General features: G+C 37.3%; 25 protein-coding genes. 10 read left to right on the top strand and 15 right to left on the bottom strand.

The window, feature by feature from the left end; all coding sequences use genetic code 11:
- Positions 1-26 precede the first annotated feature (26 nt).
- The 3 genes from M998_RS01555 to M998_RS01545 form a co-directional block, all read right to left on the bottom strand.
- Positions 27-506: a YehS family protein gene (locus tag M998_RS01555; protein WP_068443741.1), complete on the bottom strand. Its 480-nt coding sequence runs from the start codon at positions 504-506 to the stop codon at positions 27-29.
- Between the two features lie 220 nt (positions 507-726).
- Entirely contained in the window at positions 727-1,041 is a 315-nt protein-coding gene (locus M998_RS01550) for a branched-chain amino acid transport AzlD family protein (protein WP_068907216.1), read from the bottom strand.
- A complete protein-coding gene (locus tag M998_RS01545; RefSeq protein WP_068907215.1) occupies positions 1,038-1,739 on the bottom strand; it encodes an AzlC family ABC transporter permease in 702 nt (233 codons plus the stop codon). Before M998_RS01545 ends, M998_RS01550 begins: the two co-directional genes overlap by 4 nt.
- A 497-nt stretch (positions 1,740-2,236) precedes the next feature.
- Between M998_RS01545 and leuE the strand changes: the two genes are divergently transcribed.
- Both leuE and M998_RS01535 read left to right on the top strand, forming a co-directional pair.
- A complete protein-coding gene (gene leuE / locus M998_RS01540; protein ID WP_068443749.1) occupies positions 2,237-2,878 on the top strand; it encodes a leucine efflux protein LeuE in 642 nt (213 codons plus the stop codon).
- A 378-nt stretch (positions 2,879-3,256) separates the two neighbouring features.
- On the top strand, positions 3,257-3,745 hold the full coding sequence (locus tag M998_RS01535; protein ID WP_232007505.1) for an NUDIX hydrolase: 489 nt from the start codon (positions 3,257-3,259) through the stop codon (positions 3,743-3,745).
- Between the two features lie 10 nt (positions 3,746-3,755).
- Here the strand turns inward: M998_RS01535 and M998_RS01530 are convergent, their stop codons facing one another.
- Positions 3,756-4,370, bottom strand: coding sequence for a LysE family translocator (locus M998_RS01530; RefSeq protein ID WP_068443763.1), 615 nt, complete (start codon positions 4,368-4,370; stop codon positions 3,756-3,758).
- Positions 4,371-4,538: 168 nt separating this feature from the next.
- On the opposite strand from M998_RS01530, the gene M998_RS01525 reads away from it, so the two are divergent.
- Positions 4,539-5,417 carry a LysR substrate-binding domain-containing protein gene (locus M998_RS01525; RefSeq protein ID WP_068907213.1) on the top strand — a complete coding sequence of 293 codons (879 nt, stop codon included), beginning with the start codon at positions 4,539-4,541 and terminating at the stop codon, positions 5,415-5,417.
- A gap of 138 nt (positions 5,418-5,555) precedes the next feature.
- A complete protein-coding gene (gene ddlA / locus M998_RS01520; RefSeq protein WP_068907212.1) occupies positions 5,556-6,659 on the top strand; it encodes a D-alanine--D-alanine ligase in 1,104 nt (367 codons plus the stop codon).
- A 58-nt stretch (positions 6,660-6,717) separates the two neighbouring features.
- Here the strand turns inward: ddlA and M998_RS01515 are convergent, their stop codons facing one another.
- The 6 genes from M998_RS01515 to M998_RS01490 form a co-directional block, all read right to left on the bottom strand.
- Positions 6,718-7,773: an alpha/beta hydrolase family protein gene (locus tag M998_RS01515; RefSeq protein WP_197713305.1), complete on the bottom strand. Its 1,056-nt coding sequence runs from the start codon at positions 7,771-7,773 to the stop codon at positions 6,718-6,720.
- Between the two features lie 75 nt (positions 7,774-7,848).
- A complete protein-coding gene (locus M998_RS01510) occupies positions 7,849-8,400 on the bottom strand; it encodes a P-loop NTPase family protein (RefSeq protein WP_068907210.1) in 552 nt (183 codons plus the stop codon).
- A 139-nt stretch (positions 8,401-8,539) separates the two neighbouring features.
- Positions 8,540-9,313, bottom strand: a complete 774-nt coding sequence (locus M998_RS01505) for a GNAT family N-acetyltransferase (RefSeq protein WP_068443777.1) — start codon at positions 9,311-9,313, stop codon at positions 8,540-8,542.
- Between the two features lie 3 nt (positions 9,314-9,316).
- Positions 9,317-10,417: an NAD(P)/FAD-dependent oxidoreductase gene (locus M998_RS01500; RefSeq protein ID WP_068907209.1), complete on the bottom strand. Its 1,101-nt coding sequence runs from the start codon at positions 10,415-10,417 to the stop codon at positions 9,317-9,319.
- Between the two features lie 233 nt (positions 10,418-10,650).
- Entirely contained in the window at positions 10,651-11,811 is a 1,161-nt protein-coding gene (locus M998_RS01495) for an MFS transporter (protein WP_068443782.1), read from the bottom strand.
- Positions 11,812-11,840: 29 nt separating this feature from the next.
- A complete protein-coding gene (locus M998_RS01490; RefSeq protein ID WP_068443785.1) occupies positions 11,841-12,638 on the bottom strand; it encodes an inositol monophosphatase family protein in 798 nt (265 codons plus the stop codon).
- An 89-nt stretch (positions 12,639-12,727) separates the two neighbouring features.
- On the opposite strand from M998_RS01490, the gene M998_RS01485 reads away from it, so the two are divergent.
- Together M998_RS01485 and M998_RS01480 are read left to right on the top strand one after the other, a co-directional pair.
- Positions 12,728-13,501 carry a DeoR/GlpR family DNA-binding transcription regulator gene (locus M998_RS01485; protein WP_068443787.1) on the top strand — a complete coding sequence of 258 codons (774 nt, stop codon included), beginning with the start codon at positions 12,728-12,730 and terminating at the stop codon, positions 13,499-13,501.
- 90 nt (positions 13,502-13,591) lie between these two features.
- Positions 13,592-13,951 (top strand): LysE family translocator, encoded by a 360-nt coding sequence (locus M998_RS01480; RefSeq protein ID WP_082787552.1) that lies wholly within the window; start codon positions 13,592-13,594, stop codon positions 13,949-13,951.
- A gap of 271 nt (positions 13,952-14,222) precedes the next feature.
- Here the strand turns inward: M998_RS01480 and M998_RS01475 are convergent, their stop codons facing one another.
- Positions 14,223-15,005: a GNAT family N-acetyltransferase gene (locus M998_RS01475; protein ID WP_068446488.1), complete on the bottom strand. Its 783-nt coding sequence runs from the start codon at positions 15,003-15,005 to the stop codon at positions 14,223-14,225.
- Positions 15,006-15,235: 230 nt separating this feature from the next.
- Between M998_RS01475 and yqfB the strand changes: the two genes are divergently transcribed.
- Positions 15,236-15,556: a N(4)-acetylcytidine aminohydrolase gene (gene yqfB, locus M998_RS01470; protein ID WP_068443792.1), complete on the top strand. Its 321-nt coding sequence runs from the start codon at positions 15,236-15,238 to the stop codon at positions 15,554-15,556.
- Positions 15,557-15,560: 4 nt separating this feature from the next.
- Here the strand turns inward: yqfB and M998_RS19760 are convergent, their stop codons facing one another.
- Together M998_RS19760 and M998_RS19755 are read right to left on the bottom strand one after the other, a co-directional pair.
- Positions 15,561-16,034 (bottom strand): LysR family transcriptional regulator substrate-binding protein, encoded by a 474-nt coding sequence (locus tag M998_RS19760; RefSeq protein ID WP_282956286.1) that lies wholly within the window; start codon positions 16,032-16,034, stop codon positions 15,561-15,563.
- A gap of 6 nt (positions 16,035-16,040) precedes the next feature.
- Positions 16,041-16,433 carry a LysR family transcriptional regulator gene (locus M998_RS19755; protein ID WP_232007504.1) on the bottom strand — a complete coding sequence of 131 codons (393 nt, stop codon included), beginning with the start codon at positions 16,431-16,433 and terminating at the stop codon, positions 16,041-16,043.
- A gap of 104 nt (positions 16,434-16,537) precedes the next feature.
- Between M998_RS19755 and M998_RS01460 the strand changes: the two genes are divergently transcribed.
- A complete protein-coding gene (locus M998_RS01460) occupies positions 16,538-17,458 on the top strand; it encodes a DMT family transporter (protein WP_068443800.1) in 921 nt (306 codons plus the stop codon).
- Positions 17,459-17,509: 51 nt separating this feature from the next.
- Here M998_RS01460 and M998_RS01455 read toward each other — a convergent pair whose 3' ends face one another.
- Entirely contained in the window at positions 17,510-18,376 is an 867-nt protein-coding gene (locus M998_RS01455; RefSeq protein ID WP_068907208.1) for an NmrA family NAD(P)-binding protein, read from the bottom strand.
- A gap of 181 nt (positions 18,377-18,557) precedes the next feature.
- Between M998_RS01455 and M998_RS01450 the strand changes: the two genes are divergently transcribed.
- Positions 18,558-18,932, top strand: coding sequence for a helix-turn-helix domain-containing protein (locus M998_RS01450; protein ID WP_082912985.1), 375 nt, complete (start codon positions 18,558-18,560; stop codon positions 18,930-18,932).
- Here the strand turns inward: M998_RS01450 and M998_RS01445 are convergent.
- Positions 18,925-19,824, bottom strand: coding sequence for a LysR family transcriptional regulator (locus tag M998_RS01445; RefSeq protein WP_111750950.1), 900 nt, complete (start codon positions 19,822-19,824; stop codon positions 18,925-18,927). The two genes, M998_RS01450 and M998_RS01445, sit on opposite strands and share 8 nt — an antisense overlap.
- A gap of 117 nt (positions 19,825-19,941) precedes the next feature.
- Here M998_RS01445 and M998_RS01440 point away from each other — a divergent pair, with 117 nt between their 5' ends.
- The gene (locus M998_RS01440; protein ID WP_068443810.1) at positions 19,942-21,126 is read left to right on the top strand and encodes an MFS transporter; all 1,185 of its coding nucleotides are present in this window, start codon (positions 19,942-19,944) and stop codon (positions 21,124-21,126) included.
- The last annotated feature ends 240 nt before the right edge of the window (positions 21,127-21,366 follow it).

Genomic DNA, 21,366 nt, shown 5'->3' with positions numbered 1-21,366 from the left:
AAAACCATAGGTCAAAAATAAACCGCTTATTTAGTAGGTTTTTTATCACCACGCAGGCGAATTGTTAAGCCTTTTAAAAAATATCGTAGTAGCTGGTCACCACAATCGCGGTAATTTTTATGTCCTGGTTTACGGAATATAGCGTTAAGCTCTGGCTTCGACACATTAAAATCAACTAATTTATAAATTTCAATCATATCGGTATCTTTTAACTCAAAAGCTACGCGTAATTTTTTTAGCATTATATTATTCGTTAGACGCGAGTCAACTTCAGGAACTGGGTGATTTTCATCTTTCCCACGGCGATGAAAAATAAAACCATTTAAAAAATGTCCCATAACGTTATCGTTACATTCAACATAATCATGGTCGGTTTCTTTTTTCAGCCAACTGGCCATCTCTTCCTTGGTGACCGTTAAATCTGCAAGTTCTACGATTTTGACCATTTGAGCATCGCTCAAATCCAGCATATAGCGAACACTTCGTAAAACATAGTTATTAAGCATGGTTGTTGGTTATCCATCATTTGTTAATATAATTAACAATAAAAATTAGTGCAGTAATAAATAGAATCAACAGCAAAAATTGCTATTGCAAAACTCGTCATTACAACGTTTTTCATCGATAAGGCACAGGGGCGGTTGATGAGCAGGCTTATTATGTCGAGAGTGTTAGAATAAAGCAAAGGTTTACGCCGATGCTTATCCATTTTAAACCATAAATAGGTTAGCCCATAAAGTAAATTAGCCCATAAAAGAAGGCGAGCGTTAATCCTACTGTTAATAACATATTTTTAATCACAGATGCGATGACTACACAGAAAAGCGCTCCCCATAAGTAAGGGTTGTCAGGAAAACTTTTTAATTCATGCTCTGTTAATAAAATAACCGGTGCGCAAATCGCAGTAAGCAAGCAGGGTGCTGAGTAACTTAAGGCTTGGCGAATAATTAATGGTAATCGCACAGGCAGTTGCGGGATCAAAAAAACATAGCGCAGGGAGAAAACAACTGCGGTTAGCGTGATAATCAAAGCCCAAATCATTTTTCTTCCTTCAGCAAGCGCGATACGGCAACCGAGACAAACATCCCACCAACACCGGCAATGACGATCGCACTACTAATCGAATACATCGATAAAGTGATTGCAGTAATTAATGAGAATAAAACCCCACAAACTGTACTTATTTTTTTTGTTAACGGCACAACAATCGCTAGCAATGTCGCAACCACTGAAAAATCCAAGTGTAATCGACTAAGATCACCGACCATATTGGCCATCAATATTCCCAGTAGGCTGGTAATAACCCAAACAAGATAGAAGCTAAAGCCTACGCCGAATAAATAAGGAAAACTGAGGACTTGTCGTTTCGCAGCACTGATGGCAAATAATTCATCCGTGAGTAAAAAACCAATACCGATACGTTGAGGGGTAGTGAAACCACTTACATGAGGACGCATGGTTAGCCCATATAATAAGTGCTGGGAGGTAATGAAAAATACAGAAATAACAATGGTAATATAACCTGCCCCTGAATTAAGCAGTCCCAAAGTGACAAGCTGTGCTGCGCCTGCAAAAAGCATCGCTGACATAGCAATACTTTGCCAAAAATCCAAACCGGTCTCGACGGCCATTGACCCAGCCAAGACTCCCCAAGGAATAACGGCAAGATGTAGGGGAGAAGCATGAACGGCACCGTCCATCATTGCTCGCCGCCAGTGATTTTTTTGTTGATAACTCATATTAAACTAGCACCTATTAACTCATATTGATTAACGAATAAAATTTATTTTATCTTGGTGATACAAATGTCTGGTGGATAGAACAAAATTACTTTTTAACAAAATCTATTTAATTACTTTTAATAAAAATCAGTTTGCCACTAAAAATAGGCGTTAATGTTATATCTCGAAATCAACATAAATTCACTATAGCGATTATTACGGTTGTTTTAGTGTTTAATAATGATATTTAATAAATAGTTAGATTATTTAGCTATCGGATAAGTTGTTTTTAGTAATAAGCTGAATAACATTGTTGTTTTGGTTTATAGTTTCATTTTCCGCTGCTAAACTATGGTGTTTAATCCATCAATTAGAATATGTTTAGCACAAATAACTGTAAATGGGTTGTTTATGCAGTGATATCTTTTATAAAAAACACAAAGCCTGTATTATAGTAACCATACAGTATTAATGTGAATTTTTTGTTATAACTTTTATTGAGTTAGGGGTTTCTTATGCTTGAAAATCTCGGTATTACAAACTTGTGGACTTATCTTATTGGTGTGATTTTTATTACTCTGGTACCAGGCCCTAATTCTTTATTTGTTTTAACTAGTAGTGCAAAATATGGTGTTAAAAATGGATATAAAGCAGCATTAGGTGTATTTACTGGTGACGCTGTGTTGATTTTTTTGTCATTTTTAGGCGTGGCTTCATTAGTTAAAACCTCTCCAATATTTTTTAGTGTTATTAAATATGCTGGTGCGGCTTATTTATTTTACTTAGGAATAAAAACACTGTACAGCGTATTACATAAAAAAGAGCAAACGACAGATGTCGATGGGATCATTTTAGAAACGAAAGGAACGTATAAAAAAGCAGTATTCTTGAGTTTATTGAACCCTAAAATGATTATTTTTTATGTTTCATTTTTTATTCAATTTATTGATCCTGCATACCCAAATGCTGGCGTCCCGTTTTTTATCTTAGGCATTATTTTAGAAGTCTGCAGCATGATTTATTTGACAATGTTGATATTCGGTGCAGTGGCAGTGACCAATATGGTTAAGCACAATAAAAAGTTGTCTAAATTTTCAAATAGCTGTATTGGTGCTGTTTTTTTAATGTTTGGTGCAAAACTGGCACTTACCGCCTAGAAGTCTATTTTATTTTGATTAAACAGCTGGTCTAATACCGGCTGTTTTTTTCGATATAAGGTTTATGAACTTAACGTTTCATTACCGTCACAAACTCTCCGTTAACCGAACGTTGTTCAACATCTACCCATCCCATACGACGATAAAGTACCTGCATATCCGGAGTATACAAGTAAAGATTCTCATCAGTGTTTAGGCGATACTCTTGGTATAAGCGCTCAATTAAGTGAGTAACTGTTTTATTTGATTTCCATTATCAGAAGGAGTGCGTTTCGATACGGTATTGAGTACCATATCACGGTAAGTAGCATGGGGGTCTTACTTGACGTCAACTGTAGTGCTTCCGGCTATTACTGCTCGGGTTTGAGGTTAAACGTAATGATAAAGAATAGGGTAAAAGTCATGAGCGAAGAGGTAAAACACTTTACGGCAACAGGTATGATCCGCAATGAAAAGGGGGACTTTTTATTGCACAAGCATCAAAAACTAGGAATTTGGCTTCCTCCTGGTGGGCATGTTGAACCTAATGAAGAACCTCAAGATACAGTGGTTCGTGAGGTTTTAGAAGAAACAGGTCTTGAATGTAAGGTAGTAAGTTGTGCTTATCCATTCAAAACACGCATTAGCCATTCATCTCATGTACAGTCTTTACCGATGCCATTGGCTATTTTAAAAGAGTTTATTACCGATAAGAAAATAGGTGGTCATTGGCATATTGATATGGTGTATTTATGTGAACTCACAATGCCAAATAAACAACCTTATGATGAGTTTCGCTGGGTACCTTTTGAAGAACTCACTAAGCTCAATATCCCAGATGATGTAGTTGAGTTAGCGAGTAGAGTTAATGAATGCTATCAAGACTAATTATTTGAAATTATTGGATATTAAAAAATAGTAGAGAGGTTCCTAGTAATATTAAAAGTGAACCGATAATTTTATCCATAATTAATTGATATTTAAGTATTTTAATGCGAATCAATGGCGCGGCAAAAAATAGTGCAATAAGACTGAACCATACCCAATGAGCAAAAGAGATAAATAACCCATAGCTGAAGTTTAAAAGTAATGAATTTCCTGCATGGATCACTTGGGTATAAACGGAAACAACAAAAAACATTGTTTTGGGGTTTAGGGCATTAGTCAGAAATCCATTTTTAAAGGCTGAAAATACAGAAGGTTGTGGCATCACACTTTCTTCAGTATCAATTTTAATTTTATTAGTTAATGATTTAAAGCCGATATAAATCAGATAGGTCACCCCAAGTAGTTTAACGGCTAAAAATAACGTGGGTGAATTCATGATAATGAGCGTTACACCAAAAATAGTATAAAACACATGTACTTGAACACCGATAGCAATACCTAGTGCACAAAATAAACCGGTTTTTATGCCATGGGTATAACTATTGCGCGTAACCATGGCAAAATCAGGTCCTGGACTAATAACGGCTAAGATTGTAATTGTGGCGACTGCAATTAACTCATTCATGTTAATTCCCCTAAAAGACAATGAAAACTAACTTAACTATTCTATTTTTTAAGTTAGCTAGATTATTTATTGTTTTTATTATCAATAGATTGTAGTTATCTAAAAAGCGATTTATTCTGACATTAATCTGTTAGTTTTCATTACCTATTTAAATGGAGTGACTATTCTATGAAACTTCCTCCCTTAGCTTCGTTGCATTTTTTTGATGTTGCGGCACGATGCGGCAGTTTTGTGAAAGCAGCACAAGAATTGCATGTCACTCATAGCGCAATTAGTCGGCAAATTAGATTGTTAGAAACGTATTTGGGTATTGAGTTATTTGAACGACGTAATCGTGGAATATTTTTAACCGCGGAAGGGCGGCAATTATTCAATACAACGACGAATATGTTTACTCAACTGAGTGAAACGGTTGTAGATCTTAAAACAAAAACTGAATCTAATGTGGTGAGTTTATCTTGTGAACCCACGATAGCGATGAAGTGGTTAATTCCACGACTTACTGGCTTTTATCAACAATATCCACACATTACGGTACATCTCATTGCTGCTGGTGGCGCAATCGATTTTACAAAGACAGGTGTTGATCTGGCTTTACGACGTAATGATTTTAAATGGGATGAAAATATTTATACGCGAGAAGTCTGTAGTGAAAACATGGGGCTAGTTCAGCCACCAGAAAATAAGCATACGGATAATATTAATAAGGCAATATTACTCACCAGTGCATCAAGAGCAAATGCTTGGGAAACATGGGAAAAACGAACAGGGATGTTGTTGTCAAAAAACAAGAAAATCACTTATGAACATTTTTACCTTTGTATTCAAGCGGCTCTTGCTGGACAAGGGATTGCACTTGCCTCATTTTTAATGGTTGCAGATGAAATACAATCAAAACAATTAATGGCGCCAAAAGGTTTTATTGAAGATGGCTCGGCGTACTATTTATTAGCTGCTAAAACTCCAAAGCCAAAAAGTGCGGTATCCATTTTAATGGAATGGCTTATGGAACGAATGAATGAAACCTTAAATTCAATCACTAAATGAGATCAGAAAAAGAAAACACATCTGATTGACGATTAATTCATCGAACCTCGCTGTAAAACAAAGATTTTGTGACATAACCCTTTCTTTGCGTGTTATATTTCCCTGCTATGGTTTGGTGTATTTCAGTCGGAGTAGATAATGAGCAAATTACGGGTTGGTGTGATTTTTGGTGGCAAATCGACAGAGCATGAAGTGTCTTTACAGTCAGCTAAAAATATTATTAATGGTCTTGATCGCAATAAATATGATGTATGTCTTCTTGGTATTAATAAAGATGGGCAATGGCACGAATATAATGAAGCCGATTTTTTATTGCATGGTAACGACCCATCCCGTATTGCCCTGAATACCCCTAAACGCAGCATCGCGATTGTGCCAGGAAAAACGCGTGAGCAATTTATCTCATTAGAAGATGCGCGGCCACTGCCGCAAATTGATGTCATATTTCCGATAGTACACGGTAATTTAGGGGAGGATGGTTCATTACAAGGCCTACTGCGTATGGCTAATCTTCCTTTTGTTGGGCCGGGTGTATTAGGTTCATCTGCCTGTATGGATAAAGACGTCACAAAAAGATTACTTAGAGATGCCGGCCTAAATATTGCACCATTTCTTACATATACAAAAATTGAACGTGAATCTATTAATTATAAATCGACAGTTGAAGAGCTTGGTTTGCCTTTATTCATCAAGCCTGCGAACCAAGGCTCTTCAGTTGGTATCAGTAAAGTTAACAATGAAACCGAATTTTATGCAGCGCTCGATTTTGCTTTTTTATTCGATATTAAAATATTGATTGAAAGTGCAGTAAAAGGGCGGGAAATAGAGTGTGCGGTTTTAGGTAATGATCAACCATTGGCGAGCCCATGTGGTGAAATAGTGTTGCATGATAGCTTCTATGCTTACCACACTAAGTATATTGATGAAAATGGCGCATCGGTTGTCGCTCCTGCTGAATTAGATAATGATATTAGCGATAAAATAAGAAAAATTGCGTTAGCGGCATATCAGGCACTGAACTGTAGTGGCATGTCTCGTGTTGATGTCTTTTTGACTGAAAACAATGATGTGGTTATTAATGAAATCAATACATTGCCTGGGTTTACCAATATTAGCATGTACCCTAAATTATGGCAGCAAGGCGGCATGACATATCAACAGCTGATCAGTCGTTTAATTGAGCTAGGTATTGAAAAATACCAGCAAACCGCAGCTTTAAAAACGGCATGTGACCCCGTGTAATATCAAATGATATAGCCAGTTATTATTGAAGTCACTGGCTATGTTTTTCGTATTTAAATTATTTATTACAATGAGGCTGCCAATCTGTAGGAATGGCAGTTTGCAGATCATTTAGCCAATTAATTAAGAAATTTAGCGCTTCCGGATTGTAACCATCACGGCCTAAATAGAGGAAATAGGCTTTTTTCCACCATGGCCATTGGCTTTCTAATTGATAATTAAACCAAGATGCATTGAGTAATCCATGTGTGCTGTTTTTAATTAAAATAACGGTGCTGTCTGGTTTTTTCGCTAATAACTTTTTATAACGACAAGCATCGGTTCTTGCATCAACATTTAAGTCATCTCCCCCCCAAATAGCTAAAATTCTGCCATTCATCTGTGGAATATCTTTTGAGGCGTCATTGAGATAATTTTTAACCACAAAATTAAAGCGGTCAGTTGACATTTCAGGGCTTGTTGCGGGGTCATGGTTGCCATTGATACCAAAAGTATGGTCGTTGGATTGAAGTTGTTCATCGACTAGTTGGTTAATGGCTTTTGGTGAAAGACCCGCTCGATTTAAGCGAGTGCGATGATAAAAAGCACCTTGGTCACGCCAATTTACGGCACCGCCAATAATGACTGAAAAATCCGGTGAGCTATTAGAAGCGGCAATTGGGATAACCCAACCTGCTTGTGAAAAACCAAAATAGCCGATCTGAGTGGTAGGGTATTTTTCGCGTAATAAATTTAGCGCCACTTGTGCTTCAGTAGCGCGTTCGTTCATGCTTTGCGTTAGCCAGTTTCCCTCACTTTCACCGATGCCTGCCTTATCCCAGCTAAATACGCCTATGTTATTGGCAACAAGTGTATTGATTAAAGGCATATACCCACCATTAGAATACCTATCTTGAGGGCCATCCCCATGAATAAAAAGGGTAATCGCATTTGGTCTTCCTGATGGTGGCAAAATGAGCGTACCTGATAATAAATTATTATTTACCTTGAATTTAATATCAACAGTTTGTGTTTTTTCTAGACTAAAGTCATCAAGTCGGGCAGTGAAAAGAATAGCAAATACAATCAATAAAGTTGAAAGTATTAAGTAGATTAAAAACCGCTTTTTAGTCATTAGAATAGCCATATTGCCATTTTAGACTAAATAGTCTAATTTTAATTGTGCTAATTTGCAAATAAGATCTGTGTTTTATGGGTGTGCTTTATGTTGTTTCATCAATTGCAAAAAAAGCCTTGTTTCTGCGGGCGAGGTGAGCCGGACAAATTGGATGTGTTTATATTGAGGATCAATAAAATAGCTTATGTTACGTTTTTTATTTAAGTGATAAGTTTTAAACAACCAAACAATGATCGAATCTCGGCTAAAGAAGGCTTTTCGCCATGTTTCTGTATTTCCAGTATTAGACCAAAGTTCAGCTTGGCTTAAAATTCGGGTAATTGTACGGCTAATAGATTGATAGAGGGTACGAAGGAAAGAATAATCGAGCCAAACGACCATATCAACAGTTTGCCATTTGATTGGGATGGTACGACTGTAGTTACCATCAAGTATCCAACCCGTTTTAGCACTATTTAATGCATGAGTTAATTTTTGATTAAGTTCATCATCACTCGATGATTGCCAATTTTTTTTCCAATAAATTGCATCAAGTTCAACATAAGAGACCTGGAAAAGGGCGGCGAGTTCTTTGCCTAGCGTACTTTTCCCACTCCCTGTGGTGCCAATAACATTGATCTTCATTATTTATATCAACACTCTATATTATCAGATGAAGCAGAAGGGTCTTTATCTTTAACCACTCATGCTGAAACCATTTTGAAAGCAATGGTTTCAGAGAGGGGCCATCATGCTGGCATGCTGGGGCTACTCATCGAGAAAATTACTTGCACCAAACATAGTTGATATAGCGAAAAAGAGGTTCGAAGCCGAATTTTTTATATAAATCAAAGCCTGCTTCTGATGCGTCAAGGAAGCAATGCTCAACACCTTGCTGACGACAAAATGCTAAAGCATAGTTGATAAGTTGTGATGCATAGCCTTTTCCTTGGTGAGAAGGCTCGGTACCGATATCATCAAAACGAGCCAGTTGACCTTCTATTGTGACAGTCATTGACGTTGCAGGCTCACCGTCAACAAGTAAGACTAAATGGAACTGAGGGGCACCTTGCTGCAAAGCATCTTCATGGTAGCGTACATATTCATTAATAACTTGATCATGTTCATCCGATAAATAAAACGCAGAAACGAGAGGTTTAGCCCATAAAGAAAGGTCATGATTAGCAAGGACAATATCAATTTGATGATCAGGTAATGCGACTTCACGTTGTTCATCTAAGGAAAGTGCCATTGCTGTTGTGACGCTGTCACGTTTGTAGTTAAGTGCTTCCGCTTCTTCAACAATTTGCGGTAACATTTCTTCAGGAATAACCAGCGTATGGTTTTTTTTCTGTGCGACAAAAAGGTTATGTGCCTGCATAAACGTATGAATAGTTGATTCAGGCTGAAGATAAATAAAATTAAAAGCAGGGGAATCTAATGGGGTCAGATAACAGATAGTATGCTGTGCAATCTGTATGCTGTGCTCGCAAATCGAGGTCCAGAACGTCTTTTCAATAGATTGGTAATGTCTTAAATAATACAACGGAATATTCATTTCTTAGTTACCTGAAGCAAAGCGTGTTAATCGATATGGGCGTAATGCAGCCTGTTCAGTCCCATGTATAATCTCTTCTTTAGCTAATTGGCACATCAAAGGCGCTAGGGTGATTGCTGCATGCATACAGATAATATATAAACCCTCGAAATCAGCAACAGTTCCGACGATTGGCATCTCATCTTTTGGCATAGGTCGCATTCCTATGAAAGCTTTTTCAAGATTTAGCGTTTCAGTACCTATAAAGGAATTTTTAATTGTTGATAAGGCGTTTTGTGCGATGTGTATTGCACTATGCTCTGGCGCATCATCAATATAGTCTTCTGCACAGAGTATTTTACCTGCAGAAACAGGTCTGAACTCCATTTCAGGCGTTGAAATAATATGTTTAATAAAAGGTTGTGCATCTGGATGATTAAAATGTGCAATGATTGACGGAGAAGCAGATAAAGGTAGGCTTATCGACAATGACTCCACTAAATCAATCGACCCAACACCCGCAGTGACAATAACTTTTTCAGCGAAGAGACTACCTTGATTAGTGGTAACGCCGATAATTTTGTTATCTTTAAGTTGAATATTAAAAACTTCATGTTCTGGGAGATAGGTAACACCTTGTGCGATAGCCCCTGCTAGCAGTGTTTCAGTGACATGAACGGGGTCAACACTTCCTTCATCGATAGAAAATGCAGCAACAGATGGCAATGTCTGTAAATTAGGTTCCATCTGTTTTAATTCATTCTTAGTTAGTGCTCGGATATTAAAACCTGTTTCTTGATGGTCTTGGATAAAATTTTGGGTGGCTTCATCTGAATCATGCCAGCTAATAGCCCCTGACCAATCAATATCAAGCTTACCCTTTGTGAGTTTATCGAGATTTCGCCATTCCTGTAATGCCTGCTGACGGAGTTTACTATAGTTATCAGGACGACCATAAGAGACGTTAAGCCAAGCAAAAGCATGTTGTGTAACACCTTGAGCGGCACGACCTTTGTCTACCAGTGTGATTTTTCCTTGGTAATGACGGGATAAGTACCATGCAAGGGTGGTTCCGACAATACCTGCACCAATAATAACGATATTTTCATTTTGTTCTAAAATCATGTTTTACCTGAATAACCGAATCAAGTTGAATAAGCGTAGTACTTATTTGAAATAGCGTGTTTTAATTTTTTATTATCTGATTAATTAACCTGACATTATAGAGACAAAATAGTAAATATATAGGCGTTATTATTCATGTATATCGGTGAAATAGGGTACAAAGTACAGATTATACTTGGGCAAATGGATGACCAATTAAGATCACGCGAAGTAACCTTAATTGATCATTAAACCTAGACTCGAATAAATCGCGTGACAAAGGCAATCACAATCAATAAAACAGAAATAATCAACAATGCGGTCCCAAGCGTAAATTGAAACGCGACAAATCCTATGGCTGCGGGGCCTGCTAAAATACCAAGATATCCAAGCGTCGAAACGGCGGGTACTGCCAGCGCTTCAGGCATGGTATTTTGTTTACCGATGGCTGAAAACATGACAGGAACGATATTAGAGCATCCAGCGCCGACTAAGGCGAAACCGGCGATGGCAAGCGGTAAATAGGGGGATAAAACCGCGATAAGAAAACCAAAGCAAGCAAGAAAAGCACCTAAAAATACCACTCTAGATGAACCAACTCGCATAACAATTTTATCACCCGTTAATCGTCCTATAGTCATCGTTGTGGCGAACGCAGCAAAGCCAAGTCCACCCAGTGTTTCTTGCAAGCCATGGTGTTCAATCAAAAACACAGCACCCCAATCAAGTACTGCGCCTTCAGAAAGAAAAGTTGCAAAACAAACAATACCAATAATAAGGACAACCCCTTTAGGTACGGCAATTAAAGGGCCAGATGGCGCACTCGCGTAATTTAAAAATCCTTTATAGCTCATCGTCAGTAATATTAATGCAATGATGCTGATAATGGTTGCGGCAAAAGTGGCATGGATACCAAACAATAGGATTGCACTCATCGATCCTGCACCAGCAATCCCTCCGATACTATAAAACCCATGGAATCCTGACATAATCGGCTTATCCGATGATTTTTCAACGATAACCGCTTGCACGTTCATAGCACAATCCGTTAAACCAATAAAAATACCAAATAAAAATAACCCAACAACCAAAAAACTAATTTGTGAAGTAGAAGGTAACATGGGTAACAAAATGCTAAAGGCGATGGTGGAGAAAACCATTAGTTTTCGGCAACCATATTTAGCCGCGAGAGCACCGGTAACCGGCATAGCAATCAGTGCGCCCCCACCGAAGCAAAGTAATAGCATGCCTAGCGTTGCATCATTTGCTCCGGTGTTTAGTTTCACATAGGGTACGAGTGCTGCCCATGCTGCGGTTACAAAGCCTGCGATAAAAAAGATAATACGGGTAGACATCTGCTCAGTTTTAGCAGAATCTTCGTTAATATTGGCTTCTCGTTGTTGAGTTGATTGCATTTTATCGATTTTCAATAAGTTAAAATAAACTAACCTTTATTTAGGATAGTCAGGATCCGTTCATGTAATATAGGACAGCCAGAGGCTAAAACTGGGCCACCTGACTCCGCGCGACCTCCATCCAGTGTTGTTACTCTTCCACCAGCCCGCTCAATAATAGGGATTAATGGAACAATATCATAAGGTTCTAGTGCGAATTCAAAACAAATATCGATTCTACCCGCCGCTAACATCGCCATTGCATAACATTCACCGCCATAACGGGTCATTAAAACTTGCTCGGTGAGTGTCATAAAATGGATATCAGGATGTGAGGCGAAAGGTTCTGGCGAATTGGTATGTAAAATAGCTTGGCTTAATTCAATATTTTTACGTGTTTCTAAGCGATATTGCCCATGAGCACTACTTGTCCAACTTCCATTTTCGTCGGCCCAAAAACGTTCACCCGCATAAGGTTGGCTCATCATTCCCATAATTGCTTTTCCATGGAGAGTGAGCCCGATTAAGTTTGCCCATAGTGGTAAACCGCATAAGAAAGGTCGAGTACCATCAATAGGGTCTAGTACCCATTGAATAGGCCCATCACCTGTGATGCCATACTCTTCGCCCATAATTGAGTGGTTAGGATAAATTGCAGAGATATGCTCACGCATAAGTTTTTCAGCAAGTTTATCAGCTTGCGTGACAGGGTCAAAACGGTAATCAGCTTTAGGCTTATTTTGTAGTACGGTTAATTCATTCGTCCGGTAATGTTTTAAAGATGCTTTACCGGCAATATTCGCCAGTTCGTGTAAAAAGAAACTATCAGGTAGCACAGAGGTATTCATTTTTCAGTCCTTTATCCGTTTTTATACATATAATTTGACATCTAGACGTGCTCGATTATGATACTTTAAATCGCTAACAGGAGTAATATATGCTCGATTATGCCGCTTTCCCAGATCAAAGACAAAATAAAATTCGCCAGCGACTAAAAGATGAAGGCCGTGTGATTTGCACGGCATTAGCCCGAGAAATGGCGGTGTCAGAGCATACAATTCGTCGGGATTTAAATGAGTTAGTGCAGGAAGGCGTTTGTCGCCGTGTACATGGAGGCGCAGTCAATATACTCGAAGAATCAGGCTCGTTCGAGCAAAGAACTGGGCAAAATCAAGCAGAGAAAATCAATATCGCGCAGAAATGTGTGACTCTTATCAAAGAAAATGGGTGTGTTTTTATTGATTCAGGATCAACAAATTTAGAAATAGCACGGTATTTACCGAATGATTTCGTTATTACTGCAGTGACTAATTCACCTTCAATTGCCCTTGAATTAATGAAAAAACCTCAGTGTGAGGTGATTCTAATTGGTGGAAAATTGAATTCGCAAATTGGTGCGAGTGTGGATAGTGCTGCGCTTCGACAAATTAACTCAATTCATTTTGATCAATGCTTTCTTGGGGGTTGCGCGTTAGATCCCCAAATAGGAATTACGATATTTGATTATGAAGAGGCTGAGTTTAAAAAAGTATTAATTGAACAAAGTAACCAAATTATTATGGGAGTCACGATGGATAAATTACCGGGTGTGGCGCGATATGCAATTGCGGATTGTGATCAACTTTCGGTTTTAGTAATGGATAAGCGTACCCCTGTGGATGTAACCACTTTATTTGATGGTAGTTCTGTTCGTATATTACTCACAGATTAACGCATTATTATTTTTTTGAAGATAGCAAAGAAAAATCACAGAATGCTATGATTGTGAATGATAATCAAAATTGAGATCAGCCAATAAAAGATAATTTATGGATATTTAGGCTTCATAATCACATTATTTCCCATCATTATTTCACCGGGTGCAAGCTTTGCTATTGCATTGAATAGTACTCTAAATAACGTAATGAAAGGGTTAATTGTTCCTATCGTTGGGACTGGTTTAGGTATTATCACTCATGGGCTATTAGTTGGAGTAAGTCTTACAAAGATATTAGCTTCTTCTGAATGGGTAATGATGAGCCTAATTGGTATTTTAGGGGCTATTTATTTACTTTATCTTTCCTTTTCATTAATTACTTCAGGTATTAGGGCGAGTGAAAATCAACATCAAAATAAGATAAAAAAAGTAACAATCAAAGATGTTTTCATGCTAACTTATTGAATCTAAAAACTATTATTTTATATCTTGTGGTTATTTCAAGCTTTGTTGGTGATAATCCGACATTGCTAGATTTCCTTTTTCTATCAATTATTCATACGGTTATAATGGCACTCAGGTTAGTTCTTTCTTGCGGGATGCTGGTTTCTTTCTCATCATCGGTACAAGTAACGATGATGAGAAAATACATTAATCTTGGAGGAGGAATACTATTGCTGTTGATAATATTAAACCCCTTTATATTGGGTTAAATATTTTGGCAATATTTTAAGTTTTATTCAGCGATAAAACTGGTGTAGTTAAAGATAGGCTGAAAACCTAACTTGCGATATATGGATAAACCATCACTGGATGCTTCCAATACACATTGTTCAATACCGTGTTGCTGGCAAAATTGTAATGCGAATTTAATCAATATTGTTGCTAATCCTTTTTTCTGATATCGAACATCAGTACCGATATCATCAAGGCGAGCTACCTGACCATTTATGGTTAATGTTAAGGCAGACACTGCATTCTGTTCATGAAATAAGACAAAATGCATCATATTAATATTTTTATCTAAGGCGCGTTGGTGATAACGAATATACTCATTAATAACCGTATCATCATCTATTTCACCATCTTCTTTTGCAGAAGGAAACGCCGTGATTAAAGGTTGTGCCCAAGATATTAGTTGTTTATTGCATTGCTGAATGTGGTAGTTCTCTGGAACGCTGTATTTAGTCTGTTTAATCAAATCTGCATGATTTAAAACCATAGCGGTTGATTCACCATCGTTAATCAGATTTCTTTGACTAATGTAGGGTTGAAACTTTTCAAGTTCAGCATTATGAACAACAAGGATATAGGATTTTCTTTGTTCTTTAAATAAACTTTCTGCGGATTTAAAACTATCAACAGATGCCCCTTGATGTAGGTAGATAAAGTTAAATTCAGGGGTCATTAACTTGGTAAAATAGGCAATTGTCTGGTCATCAATATTTACCGTATTACAGCAAATTGCTGACCAAAAATATTTTTCTTGTTCATAAAATAATGCTTCATTATTGTTCATTTTATCACATGCTGGATACATAATAATTTAGTCATATCTTATCAATAATCACTTTCTTGTCATAGTTATAACAAACTATAACGCATTTATATTACCCATTATGGATAGGAGGCTTGCTAGCGGTGTGATCCGCTGTTTTCTCATAAGGCTATTTTGTTGCATTTTAGATTAATTAAAGAAACAATAGTGGTTACAATCTGATAATGAGTCTCAATATTAGGGAAAATAAAGTGAACAGAGTTCCTGATACAATAACTTTTTTTGAACGCCTATTACCCTTAGTTGTTTCGGGTGAAAAAATTATTACCATTCGTGATAAAAGCGAGAGCCATTATGTACCCAGCTCAATAGTTAAAGTGTATGCACTTGAAACAGGGGAATATTATACGGATATCGAAATATTGTCAGTCGAGCCAATTTCATATGATGATATCTCTGATTTCCATGCAAAGCAGGAAGCGATGAGTCTCGATACGTTGAAAAAATTGATTCGTGAGATTTACCCGACAGAGCAATACTTATATGTAATCCACTATCGGTTAGTAAACTAAAGCGCTAGCATGTTTTGTAGATGGTTTTCGCTATTTTGATAAATGCTTTTGTTGCGGGTGAAGCGTCACGCTCGTTATTTACCGCAAAAGCGATGGTTCTTTTTATGGCTGGCTTTAGTGGTTTGGCCACAATATTATCCGAATTATCAGGAATAGCTAATTGAGCAACGATGGAAACTGCTTCTCCTCGAGAGACTAATGCAAATGTACTCAGTAATTGTCGCGTTTTAAATTGAATTTTTGGTGTCAGTTTTTGTGCATGAAATAAGTCCATAACCGTTTTTCCTGAACCGGCTTGAGTTAAATTGAAAGGGTATTCACAAAGCTCTTTCAATGAAACTGCATCATTGTTTGCTAATGGGTGACCAACAGGTAATATTGCGACCATTTGGTCTTCTTTTACCTTATAAGTATCAAATCTTTCATCAGGTAATATGACAAAGCCAATATCAATACGCTTTTCTTGAAGCCAATGAATTACGCTTTAATCATCTCCTTCATCGACAATAATATTAATAAGAGGATATTGTTGACGAAATTGCGCCAGTACAGGGGGTAAAATTCGCGAGGAAGAACCAGGGCCAAACGAGCCTATTCTCAATATACCTTTCTTTAACCCATTAGCCGCCAGAGCCTCTTGCCTCATCGCTTCTTGAATACTGAGCATATTATGGGCACGCAACAGCAATATATTGCCTATTTCTGTCAATGTAGTTTGGTTCTGTTCGCGGGTAAATAGGGTGACATTGATATCTTTTTCAAGGGATTTTATCGCATGAGATACTGCGGATTGAGAGATATTTAATTTCATCGCAGCTAATGTGAAGCTTTTTAATTCCGCAACAATGGTAAATATTTCAAGTTGAGTTAATGTCATGAGTTTTTGCTCATTTGTTTATGAGTTTTGAGAAGTAATAACTTATTCCTATTCGGCTGTCCAGTTAATTCAGGTTCACAGATTAGATTGCTATAGGAGCATAAATGAATAACGTAAAAATAATGACACATCGGTTAACGATAAATACTATGTTCATTCAAATGGTGCTTGTTTCCGTTATTTGGGGGGGAACATTTATTGCGGGGAGAATTTTACAACCAGAAATTCCCCCTTTGCTGTCAGCAACGGTACGCTTTATTTTTGCCGCTATTTCATTGGTTTTATTGTTAACTGTTACTCGTTTGGGATGGAAAAAGGTAACACTGAATCAATTCCTCCAAATTATGGTGCTGGGTGTGAGTGGCGTATTTATCTATCAAGTTTTATTTTTTTACGGATTGCAAATTATTCCTGCTTCTAGGGCTGCATTATTAGTTGCGATTAACCCAGCCATGATAGCGTTAATTGCTTTCCTATTATGGAGAGAAAAAATCACATTAACTAAAGGGGTAGGGATTGCTTTTTGCGTGATAGGTGCCGTTGTTTTATTGTCAAATAAAGCAGCTGAAGCTGATGGTTTTTTAACAAATAAAGGTGACTTGGCTATTTTAGGTTGTGTGATTAGCTGGGGAATTTATACCGTTGCAGGAAAGCGTGTTATCCGTGAAATTGGTGCATTACATACAGTGACTTATGCTATTTTATTGGGTACTTTTTTGTTGGTTGTTGCCTCATTATTTACACAAACGCTAACGTTAGATAACTTCGCTTTATTCTCCTTTTATGACTTATTGAGCCTTGCATATTTGGGTATTTTAGGATCGGCAATAGCCTACGTATGGTATTACCAAGGCGTAGATCAATTGGGTGCGGCGAGTGCAGGTTCATTTATTGCACTTAATCCATTAACTGCAGTTCTCATTGGATCACTGTTTCTTGATGAAAATATAAATACAATTGTGTTTGCTGGCGGTGCGATGGTAATTTTAGGGATACTGATAACCAATAGAAAAAATAAAGCATAAAATAAGCTTACCAATTAAAGTTCACCGCACACAATTGCGCGGTGCTCAAAATCACTCGAAGTGTTTTTGGTGTTTTAAAATAAACTCTTTTAACGTTGTGGGTGACTTACCTGTAATTCTAAGGTAATTATCGAATACCATACCTGTGCGGTCTAACTCTCCAGATGTAAAGGTGACATAGTGGTCATAAATGCTCTTCATATAAGCTAATTCTAAATTATTTTTAAGAGCATGTTGCCAAAATTCATCGGGGTTTTCAGCTTGATATTGGAAAGGAATACCAATTTCATCTGTTAAACATTGAGCTATTTGTGGATAACTTTTATTTTCATACCCTAAACGGTATATATTACCAGCATGTTGTTCAGGCGAAAGTAAACAGTAAGCCGCAAGTTCGGCAACATCCGGACAATCAACCCAACTAAGCACTGCATTCCCAAAATATGACCGTAAAACACCTTTTTGTAGATTATTATCCCCCTGATAACCTAATAAATTTTGCATGTAGGATTCGGGACGTAAATGAGTATATTGAATACCAGACCATTCAATATAACGCTCAATAAGTTGGTGCCAAGCCCAATGAGCAACTTGGGCATTATCATCACCACACGCACCTAAATGAACGATGTATTTCACTCCAGCTGACTTTGCCATATCAACAAAAATTTTGCTTTGGGACAGCATGTCGATGGTATAGCCTGTCATCATAAAAACAGAATCAATACCTTGGAGGGCAGCTTTGATGGTTTCTGGTTTATCATAATCCATTAAAACAGTTGGATAGGGCGCAGCTTTAATTCTTGCCGGATCTCTAACTGCTAAGACGACATCTTGGTAACCTTTGCGTTGCAATGCTTGAATAAGGTAATTGCCAACTTGACCTGTTGCACCTGTAATCAAGAGGGTATTTTTCATAAATTATTCCAGTTTTATTGTAGAGAATCACTTAAGTGGCTTTAAATTTATTATAAGGAGCCTAACCACTCATTATAGGTGATCCGGCTGGTATCTTCAGTCTTAGTTTCACCAATTAACTCAATGAATTTAGGTTCTAAAGTCTTGCAATAGGTAAACCCACACTTTTCTTGGGCAATTTTTGATTGCTGATTGCCTTGAAAACAGTCGAAAAGCTCAGCTATGTTGGAAATTTTGGGCGCTAGTTACTGAATATTGTAAGGCTCGCCGAGATGTTCAATTTTATGCTCAAAAGCTAGCGATTACGCCATTTTATTTATCGAAAATAACGCAAGACTTTTTTAATGATCCGCCAAAAGCATTAATTGATAGGCAAGTAGTCTTAGAGATTAAAGCTCTACATGATGTTGGAAAATTGTCCATTAAACAAATTGCAGAACAACTCAATTTTGAAGACACCTCGTATTTATGCTGTTATTTTAAACGGAAAACGGGAATGACTTTATCTGAATTTAAAAAATATAGGCATAATAATTCGCGTATTAAAATTAATTAGGATCTAGTTTAGATGAGTGTTTTTTTATGAAATCAATAAAACAACGCAGCCTAGGTGAGACCGATTGATTTCGATAGTACACTGCATTAATGGGTTGTTTTATGTTGACTGTTTGATCTTTAAGTACTTGCACCAGCTGGCCTTTTGCAAATGCATCTATCGTTACAAAATCTGCGGAGCATAAAATACCACTTCCATTCATTGCAAGATGAAAAAGTACCTCACCACTGGTTGCTGCAATGTTTGGCGTAATTTTTAAAAAATTACCCTTGTTATCTTTTATTGGTAGAGTATTTAGCGACTCTGGGGTTGTAAACCCCAGTAGGCAATGATTGCTAAGGTCATCAACACTTCTTGGTATACCCTTTTTTTCGAAATAAGCAGGGCTAGCAACGAGCCTTTTTTGACTATAACCTAGTAATGTAGCATTGAGTGATGAATCTTTTAAAACACCAATTCTAAAAGCCACATCAATTCTTTTTTCAAGTAAATTAGCGATACCTTCATTATTATTTATTTCTAATTCAATTTGTGGATAACGTTCATAAAATGAAGGAATTAAAGGAGCAATGACATGGGTAATAAAGGGCGTAGATGCATCAATACGTAACTTTCCTGAAGGTATCGATTGGCGTGCGGAAAGCATTTCTTCGGCTTCTTGTGCTAAATTAACTATTTCTCGCGCTTTTTGCAAAAATGCAGCGCCTTCTTCACTCAGCTTTATTTTTCGCGTTGTTCGATAGATAAGCGTGGTTTCCAACTTTTCTTCTAACCGGAGTAAAGCACGACTTACGGTGGATATGGTCATTCCGAGCTGTTCTGCTGCGGCAGTAATTGACCCACAATCAATCACACTAATAAATGCTTGAAGTTCTTCAAAGGTAATTTTCATTATTGCATTTCCGACAAAAGTTATTTCCACCTTAACGGCTTTTATATTGTGATTCAATATGAAAAAATCTTGCCATATAAAAGTGGGTAGAGAGTTTATTTTTAATAAGGTTTTTCAATGAAAATTAATACTGCGCTTTTAGCGCTATCAGTAGGGGCTTTTGCGATTGGTGCTACGGAGTTTTCTCCAATGGGGATGTTGCCGTATATCGCTGAAAATATTCACGCTGATATTCCTTCAGTGGGCTCCATTGTTGTAATTTATGCCCTTGGCGTGATGATTGGTGCGCCTATTATGACGTTATTACTTGTAAAGCGTCGGCCTAAGGTTGCTCTAATCTTTTTGATGTCAATATTTACGGTTGGGAATTTGCTTTCTGCACTGTCTCCAGATCTAGTGACATTGTCACTTTCTCGATTTATAACGAGTTTAAATCACGGGGCATTTTTTGGTTTAGGTGCAATCGTTGCCGCAAGTGTTGTACCTGCTGGTAAACAAGCGAGTGCGATAGCAGCGATGTTTATGGGATTAACGATCGCTAATATTGGCGGCGTCCCATTAATGACAAAATTAACTCAAGTTGTGGGCTGGCGTCAGGCATTTTATTTTATTTCAGCCTTAGGTCTATTAACCATCATCAGCTTAATTTTAGCTATACCGAGTCATTTACAAGGAAAAACACTCAATGTTAGGAGTGAACTACGTATTTTACGTAAACCGCAAGTACTATTAGGAATGTCTGCAACAGTACTCGGAGCAAGTGCAATGTTTACGTTGTACACTTATATTACACCAATGCTAATGCAATTTATAAATGCGTCAGATCAAATGATCACCATCATGTTAGTGATTATTGGTGTCGGTTTTACTATTGGTAATTATATTGGTGGATTATTTGCAGACAAATCATTATACGGCACGTTATTGACATTATTTATCTTGCTCGCGCTAAGTATGGCTGTATTTCCTTTTATTGCAGTAAATCCGATAGGTGCGGGTATAGGACTTCTTTTTTGGAGTATCTTTAGCTTTGGTATTATTCCTCCAATTCAAATATTAGTGATGAATGCAGCTATAGGAGCGCAAGCGTTGGCATCATCAGTTAATATTGGGGCATTCAATTTGGGCAATGCAATTGGGGCTGCCATCGGTGGGGCTGTATTGGCGAATGGCTATAGTTATTCAATGATTAGCTATATGGGAACATTGGTCGCAGTGCTTGGAATGATGGTTATTTTGATTATTATGCGCAGAAATTCTTATCAAAAAGCTGAGCAAGAAATAGCATGTGCCTGTAGTTGATGGGTAAAAAGTAAATATTCTTACGGTGGCAATATTTTTCCACCGTAAGAAACAACATTCGCTTTACGACTTTGTAGTAGATAATAATTATAGATGGCACATTTGACTAAAGAATCGGATAAAAAATATAAACTATATTAATTATCCATTCAATGTGGATAATATGTTTTAATTAAATAATTTATTCTATTTATTGTAATGTGAAGTTCCAAGCGAATAGCTTTTAAATATCACATAGAT

The organism is Providencia heimbachae ATCC 35613 (genome assembly GCF_001655055.1).
Lineage (GTDB): Bacteria > Pseudomonadota > Gammaproteobacteria > Enterobacterales > Enterobacteriaceae > Providencia > Providencia heimbachae.
This window is presented reverse-complemented; position numbering and strand designations above follow the sequence as displayed.